This is a genomic window from Desulfatibacillum alkenivorans DSM 16219 (assembly GCF_900142135.1).
GTDB lineage: Bacteria > Desulfobacterota > Desulfobacteria > Desulfobacterales > Desulfatibacillaceae > Desulfatibacillum > Desulfatibacillum alkenivorans.
In genome coordinates, this window is sequence record NZ_FQZU01000033.1 from 12,208 (window position 1) to 26,433 (window position 14,226).

The window sequence follows — 14,226 nt, forward strand, 5'->3', positions numbered from 1 at the left end:
AACATGTTGGCAGGAAACTTGAAAGAGATCGTTGTTGGAACACGGTTTTACGCAGCAGGATTTATAAGGTCTGTTTGAAAGGCCCCCTGAATGAAAAAGTTTCAATTTCGTCTGGAGCCGGTTTTAAAGCTCCGCAAATACAAAGAACGCACAGCTCAAATGGAGTTGGCCAAAGCCCTGGCTGCGCTCCAGGAAGCTCAGGCGTTCTTGGAGCAGTCAAGGCTGCAGGAAATAAGCGCCCAGCGGAATTGGGATGCAGGTCTGGAAAAAGGAATGTGGGAAAATGAGTTCAGGATGCACGCGGACCATCTTCGGGGACTGAAAGCCCAGACCGCACGGGCTTTGGAAAATGAAGCTCGCTTAAAAGGCGTGGTGGAAAAACGCAGGCGGGAATTGGTGCAAGCATCGGCTAGCCGGAAATCCATGGAACTCCTCCGGGAGGAACGCTTCACCCAATATAAGCTGGAAACGGGCAGGATGGAGCAAAAGGAGACTGACGAAATGGCCAGCCTCCACAGATCCACGCAGGAGCGGTTGTAATCATGAAAAACAAGCGCAATCTCAAAGGCGCCCCCATTTTTATTCTGGTTGCGGCGATCATCCTGGCCAAACTGGGGATATCCCTGGTGCTTATGGCCCAGCCCGACCTGCAGGTCAACCTGGAGCCTGGCATGGCCATGGCTCAAACTCCGGAGGAGGATGCCGCCGCTGATCCAGCCAATCAAGAGGGGCGGGATTCCACGGCTCCCGCCGCCGCCATGGGTGAGAGCGAAGCCGCGGCCGAGGACTCCAATATGGCCTTGACTCCCGAGGAAATGGAAGCCCACAAGCTGGAAAGGGAGCGTAAGGAATTGGAGCTTTTGCGTACGGAAGTGGAAGGAAAGATCGCGGAACTGGAAGCCATTCAAAAAGAGATTTACGCCCAGTTGGAGCAACTGGAAGGGGCCTTTAATGCGCGGGAGAAGCACCTGATCAAAATACTCTCCGAAATGCCGGCCAAAAAAAGCGCTCCCATGATCGACAAGCTGGAAATTGATCTGGTGGTCAAATTATTCGCCAAGATGAAAAGCGACAAAGTAGCCTCCATCCTGCCGTACCTGGAGCCTGTCAAGGCCGCGGAGATCGGCGAAAAGCTGGCGAGCCGGCAATGATCGCGATTTTAATGGATATTATGCAAAAAGGTCGACAATCCGGCCCTTACCGGCGGGATCCGCATAGGCTGCTTCGTGGGAGCGGATTTCCACAAGACGCAGGGGGATGGGATTTTCGTTGGTTTTTTCAGAACGAAAGGATCGGGGGGAACGGTCGGAGCGCGAAGAGTCCGGTTCTCTGTTGTTCAGCCGTTTAGCTGGTTCAATTCTGGGCGTCGTTCTTGGTTGGTAGACGCTGGGGAGGTTCCTGATCCCGTTGGTCATCAAATTTACCGGTCTTTCTATATGGACTTAAGGCGTCTAGGGTGCGGTGCAGCGTTCCAGCAAATAATTCAGGGTATCAATAAACGGTCTTCCGGTCAATTCATTTATACCGTTTTTTATTCGGAGCTCTCCTCAAAAAGTCTTTCCATGATGGTTTCGGTCAAAGGCCTCAGGCTGGGGCGGTCCAAAGCGCTGATGGGCATCCCTTCCAGGCTCCTGCACAGTCGCTCCATTTCCTCGGGCTCCACCTTGTCGGCCTTGTTCAAAACGCGGATGGTGGGAATGGCCGATACCCCGATGTCCTCCAGGATTTTGTCCACCGACTCCACCTGCTCGGCCATTCTGGGGTTGCTGGCGTCGATGACGTGCAGCAAAAGGTCGGCGCTCTTCAATTCCTCCAGGGTGGCTGCGAAGGCGGTCACCAGATCCTTGGGCAGATCCCGGATAAACCCCACGGTGTCGGTAATGATGATTTCCTTGTCTTCGGGAAAGCGCAAGCGCCGGCTTGTCGGGTCCAGGGTGGCGAACAGCTTGCTTTCCGCCAATACTTCCGCCTGGGTCAGGGTGTTCAGCAGGGTGGACTTTCCCGCGTTGGTGTATCCCACAATGGACACGATGGGCAGCCCTTTGCGCTCCCTGGCGGATTTTTGCGTCTGCCGGCGTTTGGAGACGTTTTTCAGGGATTTTTCCAAGCGGGTGATGCGTTCCCGCACCCGGCGGCGGTCCACCTCCAGCTTGGTTTCCCCGGGGCCGCGGCCGCCAATGCCGCCCATAAGGCGCGACATGGCCGTGCCCCGGCCGAGCAGCCTGGGCAGCATGTATTTCAACTGGGCCAGTTCCACCTGGAGCTTGCCTTCGGAGGTCATGGCCCGTTGGGCGAAGATGTCCAGGATAAGCTGGGTGCGGTCAATTACCGGCAGTTCCACCTGATTGGTTATGGCTTGAATCTGGGACGGGTTCAGGTCCTGATCGAAGATGACCAGGTCCACGCCGTATTGCATGGCTGCGATAGTCAGCTCGCGGATTTTGCCCTTGCCCATAAGAAACCGGGCGTCCATCCTGGTCCGGTGCTGAATCATTTCCGCGGCCACGAAAATGTCGTTGGTCCTGCAGAGCTCCTTCAACTCCGTCATGGAATCCGCAGCCTCGCGCCTGGGCGCGTTGGTGACGCTCACCAAAAAGGCGCTGGCTTGCTGCTTTTGGGACTTGGTCACCCCGGAGGAACGGACAAGCTCCGCCTCCAGTTCCCTGACAAAGGCCCGAAAGCTGATGTCCCGGGCGCCGGGATCCATGGGAGGCAAAACTTCATAAGGCGTTTCGCCGGGCTTGCTGGGGATCAGGTGCGCAGCGTGAAAACGATGGGGCGCGCCTGTTTCGTCAAGGGTGACGGCGGCGATGAGATCCAGCCGCAATAAGGCAAGGTCCGTCAGGTCCTCGTCGGTCAGGGGCTCGTTTTTCAAGTGGGTGTGGATCAGGCGCAGGCCGTTCAGGCGCCCCATGGCGGCCCGGTAGTCATGAAGGCTGGGGATGTTGATCTGGACGCCGTCCCCCACCATCACAAACCGGATTCTTCCCAGCCTGTCCACCAGAATGCCGATCTGACGGCGGATCTCCGCCGACAGCCTGCCCATGTCCAGGGCCAGCTCCTGGGAAACGATCAGATCGGGCGCAACCTTCCTGTTGTAGAATTTTTCCAAATGCTTCAACTGGGCGGTTTTCAACCCTTTGGTATATCCGTATACCTTTTTCACATTCTTCCCAAGTAGGCCAAAAGCAAGCCTCCCGCCATTAAAGCCAGGCCCATTTTGCGGAGATTGGCCGGAGGCATTTCAGTTAGTTGAAGTAAAAACTCCCGGTATTTATCAGGATTGGCGAACCAGGGAACGCCTTCTATGAACATGGCGACTCCCAAAACGCAGAGCAAGAATTTCATGAAACCCTCTTTTTCATTATCGGAGGCTGTTTCGCCAAACGGCGTCCATTGATTTGGGAAATTAATCGCGACTCCTCCATTTGTCAAAACAATTTGCTTACCATGGGTTATAAGCTGCAATCCATGCTTGACATCCTCGGTGGTTGAACTAAAAAAGGCAATGGCAATATGCATGATTTAAAAAGGCCCAAGATGTTTGTCAGCTTATTGGGCGGGAACATGGGATGCGAATAAACCTGACAGGAAAGCAAGCCGACGCGTTTGCCGCCCAGAGAGGCGTTATGTGTTAAACGATATTTATTATCAATTAACTTTTCCTGAGCGGTTGGCTTGTTGTATGATCCCTGTTTGATAATTTTGCGAACTGAAAAAGCGGAGATATTTACCATGGAATTTGAGGCGGTGATCGGACTGGAAGTGCATGCGCAACTAAAGACCGAATCAAAGATTTTTTGCGGCTGTTCCACAGCTTTCGGCGCTTCCCCCAACACCCACACATGCCCTGTGTGCCTGGGTATGCCGGGATCGCTGCCTGTCCTCAATAAAAAGGTGGTGGATTACGCCATGCGCATGGCTCTGGCCACCAAATGCTCCATTTCTCCTTACAGCAGGTTCGCCCGCAAGAACTATTTTTACCCCGACCTGCCCAAGGGGTATCAGATTTCCCAGTACGAACTGCCCATCGCCGAACACGGCCACTTGATGGTGGATACGGCCCAGGGCAAAAAGAGGATCGGCATCACCCGAATCCATATGGAAGAGGATGCGGGCAAGCTGACCCACGACTCCCATCGCCCCGTATCCCGGGTGGACCTGAACCGCACCGGCACACCCTTGATCGAAATCGTCAGCGAGCCGGACATGAGATCGCCTTTGGAGGCTTCGGCCTATCTCAAGCAGCTTCACGCCATTTTGCGGTATCTGGACATCTGCGACGGCAACATGGAGGAAGGCTCTTTCCGTTGCGACGCCAACGTGAGCGTGCGCCCCAGGGGCCAGGAAGAGTTCGGCGTCCGGGCGGAAATCAAGAACATGAACTCTTTCCGCAACGTGGAAAGAGCCATCGCTTACGAAATCGACCGCCAGTCCACGCTGGTGGAAGAGGGCGGGGAAGTGATCCAGGAAACCCGGCTATGGGACGCTGAAAAAAGTCGCACTTTTTCCATGCGCAGCAAAGAAGAAGCCCACGATTACCGATACTTTCCGGATCCCGACCTGGTGCCTCTGGTCATTGACGAAGCATGGATCGAGCAGGTCAGGGGGCTTTTGCCCGAACTGCCCGAAGAGCGCAAAGCCCGCTTTTTGGAGCAATACGGGCTTGCCCAGGACGACGCCGTGTTCCTGACAAGCGCCCGGGAAATGGCCGATTATTATGAAGCGTGCGTGGAAATCTTCCACGATCCCAAACAGGTGTGCAACTGGGTGACGGGCGCCCTGGCCGCCTTGCTGAACGCCAAGGGCGTCAGCGTGACGGAGTCGCCCATCAGCGCAAAGCGCCTGGCCGCCTTGCTCAAGCTCATCAAGGACGGCGTCATTTCCGGCAAGATCGCCAAAACGGTTTTCGAGTACATGGAAACCGACGAACGCGACCCGGAGGCCATTGTCCAGGAAAAGGGCCTGGTGCAGGTTTCCGATTCAGGGGAGATAGAAAGCATGGTTCAGGAAGTTCTGGACGCCTGCCCCGAGGAAGTGGAAGCCTACCGAGGCGGCAAGAAAAAGCTCATGGGCTTTTTTGTGGGCCAGATCATGAAAAAGACCAAGGGAAAAGCCAATCCCCAAACCGTCAACCAACTGCTTAAGGAGAAATTGGATTAATAGTGGACCCACTTGATCCCCCCGTTAAGGGCGTCGAATTTCAAGAATCCGGCCATTGGTCGGATATGCCGTGCGTAAATGTCTTTTTGGCGTTCTGCAACTTACGTTGTCCGTGGTGCAATGCCGGCGAGTTGGTAGTGGGGCCGCAGACCAAAGAAAATATTTCTCCCGAGGATTTGTTTGACGAACTTCAAACCATAAAAAACAATCATCCGGAACTGAAAGCAGTTTGTTTTACAGGGGGCGAACCCACCATGCATCGGGGCTTGCCGGACTTGCTCCGTCGAGTGCGCGCCATGGGCTTGGAGACGTGCGTGGAGACGAACGGCACGCAGCCTCACTTATTGAACTATGTTATAACTAGCGGATTTTTAAATAGGATTTTGTTCGATCTTAAAGCGCCGATTGAAGATGAGGCCTACTCCATGGCTGCGGGAGTCCCCATTCCTGCAAGTATAATCAAGGAAAGTTTGATTATTATAAAAAAAATGGAGACAGGCCGGATTCTCCGTACTACAGTGGCGCCTGACATTTGCGGCGAGCAGGAAATTCTCCTCATGGCTTCGCAACTCAAAGAATTGGGTTTTTCCAGGCTGGCTCTCCATGGATTCGTACCCGGAGAAACCCTGGACCCGGACATGAAGGACCTGACGCCTTACACGGATGACAAGATAAAACGCCTGCAAGGAGCGGCAGACGCAGTTTTTTCGTGAACATCCCAAACGGTGTTCGTTTAAGGAGGTTAATACCTTATGGTCACAATTCGTTTTCTCCCTCACGAAAAGGAAATCAAGGTGGAGCCCGGAACCATCCTGCTGAGAGCCGCCATGGAGGCGGGGGTGCACATCAATGCATCTTGCGGCGGGGAAGGTGCGTGCGGAAAATGCCGGGTGCACATTGAAGAAGGCGAAGTGGAAGGAGGCGGCAAAGAAAAGCTCCGTCCGGAAGATTGGGAAAAAGGCTACCGCCTGGCCTGTAAATCCTTGGTCAACGAAGACCTTACGGTTCTGGTTCCCGTGGAAAGCTCCGTGGATTCAGCGGTTCTCAATATGGCTTCCACTCCCAGGAAGACAGCCAGCATTCAGGAAATGGACATGGAGTACCTTAAGGAACGGGGCCTGTTCATTCCTCCCGTGGAGAAAAAGCACCTGGAGCTTACCCCCCCGACGCATGGGGACAATGTATGCGACATGACCCGCTTGATCAATCACCTGCGCATGCAGGAGAACGAGCACGGCCTGGAGGTGAATCTTTCCGTTCTGCGCAAGCTGCCGGACGCATTGCGTGCGGAGAATTTCAACGCCACCCTCACCCTGGCGCGCCCGGTTCGGGCCGAATGCGGCAAAACGCGCATTATTAATGTACAACCCGGAAACACCTCAGACAGGAACTTCGCCCTGGCCATCGATATAGGCACCACCACGGTTTACGGAGAGGTGGTCAACTGCCTCACCGGCGAGATTTTGGCGCAATACGGGGAGTTCAACCGCCAGATCAGCTTCGGCGAAGACGTGATCACCCGCATCATGTACGCCGACAAGGCCGGAGGCCTGGACAAGCTGCACCAGGCGGTCATCGACACCATCAATAATATCATTGCACGGCTGATCAAGCGGTCCAAGATCGACGTGGACGACATATCCGCAGTGGCTTTGGCCGGCAACACCACCATGACCCAGCTTTTGCTCAAGATCAAAACCAAGTACCTGAGGCTTTCGCCTTACGTCCCGACCTCCACGCTGTATCCGCCCATCAAGGCCCAGGAGATCGGCCTTAATCTGGCGCCTCACGTGACGGCGCTGGTTTATCCCTGCATCTCCAGTTACGTGGGAGGGGACATTGTGTCCGGCGTCATGGGGTCGGGCATGTATCTGACCGACGAAACCACTTTGTTTATTGATATAGGAACCAACGCGGAAATCGTGGTGGGCAACAAGGATTGGATGATGTGCGCGGCTTGCAGCGCCGGACCGGCCTTTGAAGGCGGCGGCGTGGAGCACGGCATGCGGGCCTCCAAGGGCGCCATCGAAGATTTCTCCCTGGATCCGATCACCTTTGAACCCATGAGCCTCACCATAGGCAACACCAAGCCCAAGGGCATTTGCGGCTCCGGCCTGATCATCATGCTGGCCTCCATGTTCGAAATGGGCCTCATAGACAACCAGGGCAAATTCAACCGGAACCTGGAAACAAAAAGAATCCGCGAAAAAGACGGCATTTGGGAATACGTGGTGGCCTGGGCGGACGAAACCCAGATCGACCGGGACATCGTGTTTACGGAAGTGGACATAGACAACCTGATCCGGGCCAAAGGCGCCATATACTCCGGCTGCCACACCCTGCTCAACGAAGTGGGCATGGACATGCAGTCTTTGGACAGAATTATCCTGGCTGGCGGGTTTGGGTCTTACATTGATCTGTCCAGCGCCATGACTATCGGTCTTTTGCCGGAGCTGGATCCGGAAAAAGTGACATTTGTAGGCAACGGATCCCTGCTTGGCGCCAGAATGACAGTTCTGACCAATAAACTCAGGCAGGATGTGGTGGATGTTACTAATAAAATGACCAATTTTGAGCTTTCGGAAACACCGTCGTACATGGACCATTACATGGCGGCCTTGTTCCTTCCGCATACGGAAATGGGCCTGTTTCCCAAACTCAAAGGCCGTTTGGAAGCCAGACAGGCATGGAGGGAAGGAAAATCAGATAGTTAGCTTAATATTTTTCTTCTTTTTCCGCCGTCCGTGAAATAAATGGAGCGCCCCCGTATGGGTAAAAACCGGACCAACGGGGTAAAAAGTAGCATTTGTTGGGAATTATTATTGACAAAAATGCTCCATTTGGTAATACGGCAACGTTTATTCTAATCAAAAGGCCCGCAAGGCTTTCATGAGCCCTGCAGCCCGGGTGGGGGCCCGGGAGGTCTTGCAAATATAGGTTTTGATTTTTTTAAAAGAAGTTAGGCCGGGCAAGGCCGAGACAAATAAAATAACTCGAAGCGCCCCATGGCGCTGCAGCGGTTATTTGCATCGGAACCATCAACAGCAGCATTCAAGGAGGATGCAATGGCATTTGAAGTTTACAAAGAATCGTACACAGGCAGCATTAAGGAAGTTACCCTGGGCAAAGGGGACAAGGCTGTCAAGGTCGGAGGGGAAAATTGTTACCCCTTCTATCTGTTCGAAGGCGCTATGCCCAACAAGCCCGTTATTGCCATGGAAGTGTGGGACATGGTTCCCCCGGAATGGCCGGAAGCGGTCAAGGCGCCTTTTGCCGACGTTCTTGACAACCCTGCAGCTTGGGCTAAGAAATGCGTCGAAGAATATGGCGCTGACATGATCGTTCTCCAACTCAAAAGCACGGACCCCAATGACAAGAATGCTGACGCTGCTTCCGCAGTGGCCACCGTCAAGGCGGTAGGCGAAGCAATTGACGTACCCCTGATGGTTTGGGGCGTTGCCAATCCTGCTAAGGACGAAGAAGTTCTGAAAAAGGTCGCAGAAGAGTGCACGGGCATGGATTTGATCATCGGGCCTGTTGAAGATAAGAACCACAAGGGCATCGGCGCAGCCGCCCTGGGCTTCAAACAAAGCGTGGTTTCCTCTTCTCCCATCGACGTTAACTTGGCCAAACAGGTTAACATTCTTCTTGAAAACCTGGGCATGCCCATGAGCAAGGTCCTTATCGACCCCACCACCGGCGGCTTGGGCTACGGCCTGGAATACACCTACTCCGTTATGGAGCGCTTGACCATGGCCGCTCTGTCTCAGGGCGACGACAAGCTCCAGATGCCCATGGTGAACAACCTGGGCCAGGAAGTGTGGAAGTGTAAAGAAGCCAAACAGACCGGCGACGAAGCCCCGACCCTGGGCGATCCCGAAAGCCGCGGCATCATGATGGAAGCCACCGCTGCAGTGACCTACCTGCTGGCTGGCGGCAACCTGCTTATCATGCGTCACCCCGAAGCCGTTCGCATGGTCAAGGGCTACATCGACCTGCTGGCGGACGGCGGCGCATCCTCCATCGCCGGCATCTCCAAGAAGCTGGACGCCTATGAAGCCGACCTGGCTGCTCTGGCGCCTGCTCCGGACCTGACCATGGAAGAAGCCAAAAAGGAAGAGGCTCCCAAGAAAGCCGCTCCCAAGAAAGAGGCTCCCAAAGCCGCCGCTCCCAAGGCTGCTGCTCCCAAGGCCGCCGCTCCCAAGGCTGAAGCCGCTCCGGCCCCGGCTCCCGAAGCCGCCCCGGCTGCTCCCGCCGCTCCGGCGGTAGATGCTGAAGCCGCCGCCGCCAAGGCTGCTGCTGACGCCGCCGCCAAGGCTGCCGCCGACGCCGCCGCCAAGGAAGCCGCCGAAGCCAAAGCCAAGGCTGATGCCGAAGCCAAAGCCAAAGCAGAAGCCGAAGCCAAGGCAAAAGCGGAAGCTGAAGCCCGCGCCAAGGAAGTGGCCGCCCGCGAAGCTGAGGAAGACGAACTTCGTCAGAAACGCGCTGCAGAGAAGGAAAAACGCGACGCTGAAAGAGCCGCTGGTCACGAAGTTGAGATCAGCCACACAGCCGCCGCGGTCCAGAAAACCAACCTGGACAAGTTGCTTGACAAGATCGACTGGGCCAATTTGCGGAAATAGGCAAAGGACTTAACGGCCTGGACCAACTTGGCAGGCCGCAGAATATACTATTGATTCTTTTTATAATTATGAGGAGGAACCTCGTATGGCGGAAGAAAAAAAAGCCAAGGCCCCGAAAGTGGCTGATCCCGTTGCAGCGTCTTATGATGTCGCAACTCAGGAAATGATCAAGCGCGCCCAGGACTTGGGCGTTGAAACCTGTTTTGATCGTGCTGTCACCCTCAAACCCTGTAACATCGGCAACCAGGGCACCTGCTGCAAGAACTGCGGCATGGGTCCCTGCCGCCTGCCTCTGCCCAAGGGCGGAGTGGAAGACGGCGATGACCGCAAAGGCATCTGCGGCGCCACCGCCAACACCATCGCAGCTCGTAACTTCATCCGTATGGTCGCCGCCGGCGCTTCCGCGCACTCCGACCACGGACGTTGCGTGGCCGAGGTTTTCATGTCCGCAGCCCGGAAGGAAACCGACGCCTATCAGATCAAAGACATCCAGAAACTTCTCCAGATTGCTCCCCGCCTGGACGTTGCCATCACCGTGGAAAGAGACGGCGAAGTGCTGGACCGCGATATCGACGAAATCGCCCTGGAAGTTGCCGAAGTCGCCCTGAACGAATGGGGCAAGGCCGAAGGCGAATTGAAGTACCTGAAACGCGCTCCCGCGCCGCGCTACGAACTGTGGAAGAAATTCGGCGTCCTGCCCAGGAACATCGACCGCGAAGTGGTGGAGATCATGCACCGCACCCACATTGGCGTGGACCAGGACTATAAAAACCTCATGAAGCAGGGCACCCGCTGCGCTCTGGCTGATGGTTGGGGCGGCTCCATGCTGGCCACCGATCTCCAGGACGTTCTGTTCGGCACGCCTTACCCGCTGCAAAGCGAGGCCAACCTGGGCATCATGAAAAAAGACCATGTCAACATCATCATCCACGGCCATGAGCCTGTCCTGTCCGAAATGATCGTGGCAGTGGCCCAGAGCCAGGAAATGATCGACTACGCCAAACAAGCTGGCGCCAAGGGCATTCAGATGGGCGGCATCTGCTGTACGGCCAACGAAATTCTGCAACGCCACGGCGTGCCTCTGGCAGGCACCTTCCTGCAACAGGAACTGGCCATCATCACCGGCGCTTGCGATGCTATGGTCGTGGACATCCAGTGCATCTTCCAGAACCTGGCTAACGTAGCCAAGTGCTTCCATACCAAACTCATCACCACTCATCCCATCGCCAAGATGGAGCAGGACAACGTTCTGCACATTGAGTTTGATGAACACCATGCTGTCGAAGACGCCAAACGCATCGTTAAGCTGGCTATCGACAACTTCAAGAATCGCGGCGAAGACGTTGTGATTCCTCAGCACAAGAACCCCGTCATCGCGGGCTTCGGCGTGGAATCCATTGAATATCACCTGGGCGGCTCTTTCCGCGGCTCCTACTACACCCTGAACGACAACATCATCAACGGCCGTATCCGCGGCATCGGCGCCGTCGTCGGTTGCAACAACGTCCGCACCCGTCACAACGAAGCCCACTTGACCGTTGTCAAAGAACTCATCAAGAACGACGTTATCGTTCTGACCACCGGCTGCAACGCCATTGCTTGCGGCATGGAAGGTCTCTTGACCCCTGAAACCGCTCAGGTGTTCTGCGGCCCCGGTCTGGCTGAAGTCTGTGAAACCGTCGGCATCCCGCCTGTCCTGCATGTGGGCTCCTGCGTTGACAACAGCCGCATCCTTTTGGCAGCCACCGAAGTTGTGAAGGCTGGCGGCCTTGGCAAAGACATCAGCGACGTTCCCGCCGCTGGCTCCGCTCCTGAGTGGATGAGTGAAAAGGCCATCTCCATTGGCCAGTACGTGGTTGCTTCCGGCGTTTACACTGTGTTTGGAACCACCTTCCCGACCTCCGGCGCTCCCGTCTTCCAGAAATACCTCTTCGAGGATTTCGAAAAAATGTACGGCGGCATGTGGGATTTCGAGCCTGATCCGATCAAGCACGCTCACAAGATGATCGCCCACATTGACAAGAAGCGCAAGGCTCTTGGCATTGACAAGGCAAGGGAAAGGGTCCTGATGGACATGGCTGACAGGCAGAAGCTGGACGTCGCCTAAGTTAAAAAGAACCACAAATCCTCAACGAAGGAGGAAAGAATATGTCTAAGCTGGTTGCTTTCGCTGCTATTCAAGGCGGCTACAATATCGTTTCCAAAGCAGAAGGTGAGCTCAAGCAGGCTCTGGCGACCTACGATGCTTCCACCAAGGTGGAGTTTCCGAACACCGCCTACTATCTGCCCGTCATCTACTCCTTGACCGGAATCAAGGTGCAGACCATCGAAGATATGCGGAAACCCCTGGAAATCGCCAGGAAACTTCTGCCCGCCCACGTCAAGAGGGTGAACCATCTTCCTTACCTCGGCCCATTGCTGGACGCTGGTATGGCCGCTCTGTTCGCGTTTGAAATTCAGGAAGCTCTCCGTTACGTCAGGGAGCCCGACTTCTACCTGCCTCAGGAAGAAGTGGACCTGGACAACGGCAAAATCTGGCTGGGCGCCGCCGACGACACCGTGTTCCGTAAAAGGGGCGTGGAATTCGTGGACGGCTCCGCTCCGGGCTTCGCCGCCATCGTCGGCGCCGCACCCACGCCGGAAATCGCCAAGGACATCATAGAAGATTATCAGAAGAGAAACCTGTACATCTTCCTGGCCGCCAACCAGAATGGCACCACCTGCGCAGAACAGCTTATCGAAGCTGGCGTGCAGATCGGCTGGAACACCCGTATCGTGCCCTTCGGCCCCGATATTTCTTCCGCCATTTTCGCCCTTGGTTTCGCCAACCGCGCCGCCATGGCGTTCGGCGGCATCGAAGCCGGCGATTACAAACGCATGCTGCTTTACAATAAGGACAGGATTTTCGCTTTCGTCAACGCCCTTGGCGACGTTAACGCGGAATGGGCTGTCGCGGCCGCCGGCTGCGTCAACTGGGGCTTCCCCACCATCGCCGACACCGACATCCCGGAAATCCTTCCCACGGGTATCTGTACTTACGAGCACGTTGTGGGAAATGTCCCCCACGACGAAATCGTGCAGAAATCCATCGAAACCCGCGGCCTCAAGGTCACGGTTTCCGAGATCGACATCCCCCTGTCCTACGGCCCGGCCTTCGAGGGCGAGCGCGTTCGCAAGGACGACCTGTATTGCCAGTTCGGCGCCAAGGAACAGTGCACCGAGTTGGTGAAGATGGCCGAGATGAACGAAATCGAAGACGGTAAGGTCACCGTCGTCGGTCCCGACATCAAGGACTGCCAGGAAGGCAAAGCCTACCCCCTGGCGATTTTCGTCCAGGTCGCAGGCCGCGAATTCCAGCCTGACTTCGAGCCCATCCTGGAACGTCAGATCCACCATCTGACCAACTACATCCAGGGCGTCATGCATATCGGACAGCGCGACATCGCCTGGGTCCGCGTGAGCAAGGCTGCCGTGGATAAGGGCTTCTCCCTGGAGCACATCGGCAAGGTTCTCCATGCCAAGTTCCACCAGGACTTCACCAAGATTGCTGACAAGGTGGAAGTCACCCTGTACACCAAAAAAGAAGACGTGGACAAGCTGACCGCCACAGCCCGCGATGAGTACAAGACCCGCGACGAGCGCGTCGAGAAGATGACCGACGAATCCGTCGAAATCTACTACTCCTGCACCCTGTGCCAGTCTTTTGCTCCCAACCATGTTTGCACCGTCTCCCCGGAACGCACCGGCCTGTGCGGCGCTTACAACTGGATGGACTGCAAGGCTTCTTACGAAATCAACCCCACCGGCCCCAACCAGCCCATTGAAAAGGGCGAGTGCCTGGATCCTGTCCTGGGCCAGTGGAAGGGCGTCAACGATTTCGTATACAAAGCCTCTCGCGGCAACGTCACCCATTACAACTTCTACTCCATGGTTCATGATCCCATGACCACCTGCGGTTGCTGCGAAGCTATCGCGGCCATGCTGCCTATGTGCAACGGCATCATGACGGTCAACCGCGACTACATGGGCGAAACCCCCTGCGGCATGAAGTTCACCACCCTGGCTGGCGTCATGGGCGGCGGCGCTTCCTCCCCGGGCTTTGTGGGTCACTCCAAGTACAACGTAACCCAGAGGAAGTTCATCGCGGGCGACGGCGGCATCAAACGTCTCGTATGGATGCCCAAAATATTCAAGGAAGAAATCAAGGACAGACTCATCAAGCGCGGCGAAGAAATTGGAATCCCCAACTTCTACGATATGATTGCTGATGAGACTGTGGGAACCACCGAAGAGGAAGTGTACGAATTCCTCCAAAAGGTCGGCCATCCCGCCCTTGAAATGGACCCCATTGTTGGATAAGGGCGCCGAGCCTTTACGTGCGGCTTAATAAAACGGGAGGGTCCTCCTGCGAGGCCCTCCCGCAGCCAAGCCGTTTCTATGA

Annotated in this window: 11 protein-coding genes; 8 read left to right on the forward strand and 3 right to left on the reverse strand. The window is 55.7% G+C overall.

The features are described 5' to 3' along the window. Positions 1-90: 90 nt before the first annotated feature. Positions 91-540, forward strand: coding sequence for a flagellar export protein FliJ (fliJ, locus tag BUE18_RS20560; RefSeq protein ID WP_073478059.1), 450 nt, complete (start codon positions 91-93; stop codon positions 538-540). Between the two features lie 2 nt (positions 541-542). Further along, positions 543-1,151 (forward strand): MotE family protein, encoded by a 609-nt coding sequence (locus BUE18_RS20565; RefSeq protein WP_073478060.1) that lies wholly within the window; start codon positions 543-545, stop codon positions 1,149-1,151. Positions 1,152-1,169: 18 nt separating this feature from the next. Here the strand turns inward: BUE18_RS20565 and BUE18_RS27630 are convergent, their stop codons facing one another. The 3 genes from BUE18_RS27630 to BUE18_RS28555 all read right to left on the reverse strand — a co-directional run bounded on the left by BUE18_RS27630 (position 1,170) and on the right by BUE18_RS28555 (position 3,522). After that, the gene (locus BUE18_RS27630) at positions 1,170-1,415 is read right to left on the reverse strand and encodes a hypothetical protein (protein ID WP_139264827.1); all 246 of its coding nucleotides are present in this window, start codon (positions 1,413-1,415) and stop codon (positions 1,170-1,172) included. Positions 1,416-1,531: 116 nt separating this feature from the next. After that, on the reverse strand, positions 1,532-3,166 hold the full coding sequence (hflX, locus tag BUE18_RS20570) for a GTPase HflX (RefSeq protein WP_073478061.1): 1,635 nt from the start codon (positions 3,164-3,166) through the stop codon (positions 1,532-1,534). Next, complete coding sequence (locus BUE18_RS28555) at positions 3,163-3,522, reverse strand: DUF2065 domain-containing protein (RefSeq protein WP_244549357.1); 360 nt, start codon at positions 3,520-3,522, stop codon at positions 3,163-3,165. The genes hflX and BUE18_RS28555 overlap by 4 nt, the downstream gene beginning before the upstream one ends. A 213-nt stretch (positions 3,523-3,735) precedes the next feature. Between BUE18_RS28555 and gatB the strand changes: the two genes are divergently transcribed. The 6 genes from gatB to acsB all read left to right on the forward strand — a co-directional run bounded on the left by gatB (position 3,736) and on the right by acsB (position 14,144). Next, entirely contained in the window at positions 3,736-5,163 is a 1,428-nt protein-coding gene (gene gatB / locus BUE18_RS20580; protein ID WP_073478063.1) for an Asp-tRNA(Asn)/Glu-tRNA(Gln) amidotransferase subunit GatB, read from the forward strand. Between the two features lie 65 nt (positions 5,164-5,228). Further along, positions 5,229-5,876 (forward strand): radical SAM protein, encoded by a 648-nt coding sequence (locus BUE18_RS20585; protein ID WP_139264828.1) that lies wholly within the window; start codon positions 5,229-5,231, stop codon positions 5,874-5,876. A 39-nt stretch (positions 5,877-5,915) separates the two neighbouring features. Then, positions 5,916-7,877, forward strand: coding sequence for an ASKHA domain-containing protein (locus BUE18_RS20590; protein ID WP_073478065.1), 1,962 nt, complete (start codon positions 5,916-5,918; stop codon positions 7,875-7,877). Between the two features lie 351 nt (positions 7,878-8,228). Further along, entirely contained in the window at positions 8,229-9,785 is a 1,557-nt protein-coding gene (locus tag BUE18_RS20595; protein ID WP_073478066.1) for an acetyl-CoA decarbonylase/synthase complex subunit delta, read from the forward strand. An 85-nt stretch (positions 9,786-9,870) separates the two neighbouring features. Beyond that, entirely contained in the window at positions 9,871-11,892 is a 2,022-nt protein-coding gene (gene cooS / locus BUE18_RS20600) for an anaerobic carbon-monoxide dehydrogenase catalytic subunit (RefSeq protein WP_073478067.1), read from the forward strand. 41 nt (positions 11,893-11,933) lie between these two features. After that, entirely contained in the window at positions 11,934-14,144 is a 2,211-nt protein-coding gene (acsB, locus tag BUE18_RS20605) for an acetyl-CoA decarbonylase/synthase complex subunit alpha/beta (protein ID WP_073478068.1), read from the forward strand. Positions 14,145-14,226 lie beyond the last annotated feature (82 nt).

Bases quoted from the DNA above. Each gene is read 5' to 3' on its own strand.
- fliJ (WP_073478059.1), top strand. From the start codon at position 91: ATGAAAAAGTTTCAATTTCGTCTGGAGCCGGTTTTAAAGCTCCGCAAA.
- BUE18_RS20565 (WP_073478060.1), top strand. From the start codon at position 543: ATGAAAAACAAGCGCAATCTCAAAGGCGCCCCCATTTTTATTCTGGTT.
- BUE18_RS27630 (WP_139264827.1), bottom strand. From the start codon at position 1,415: ATGACCAACGGGATCAGGAACCTCCCCAGCGTCTACCAACCAAGAACG.
- BUE18_RS28555 (WP_244549357.1), bottom strand. From the start codon at position 3,522: ATGCATATTGCCATTGCCTTTTTTAGTTCAACCACCGAGGATGTCAAG.
- gatB (WP_073478063.1), top strand. From the start codon at position 3,736: ATGGAATTTGAGGCGGTGATCGGACTGGAAGTGCATGCGCAACTAAAG.
- BUE18_RS20585 (WP_139264828.1), top strand. From the start codon at position 5,229: ATGCCGTGCGTAAATGTCTTTTTGGCGTTCTGCAACTTACGTTGTCCG.
- BUE18_RS20590 (WP_073478065.1), top strand. From the start codon at position 5,916: ATGGTCACAATTCGTTTTCTCCCTCACGAAAAGGAAATCAAGGTGGAG.
- BUE18_RS20595 (WP_073478066.1), top strand. From the start codon at position 8,229: ATGGCATTTGAAGTTTACAAAGAATCGTACACAGGCAGCATTAAGGAA.
- cooS (WP_073478067.1), top strand. From the start codon at position 9,871: ATGGCGGAAGAAAAAAAAGCCAAGGCCCCGAAAGTGGCTGATCCCGTT.
- acsB (WP_073478068.1), top strand. From the start codon at position 11,934: ATGTCTAAGCTGGTTGCTTTCGCTGCTATTCAAGGCGGCTACAATATC.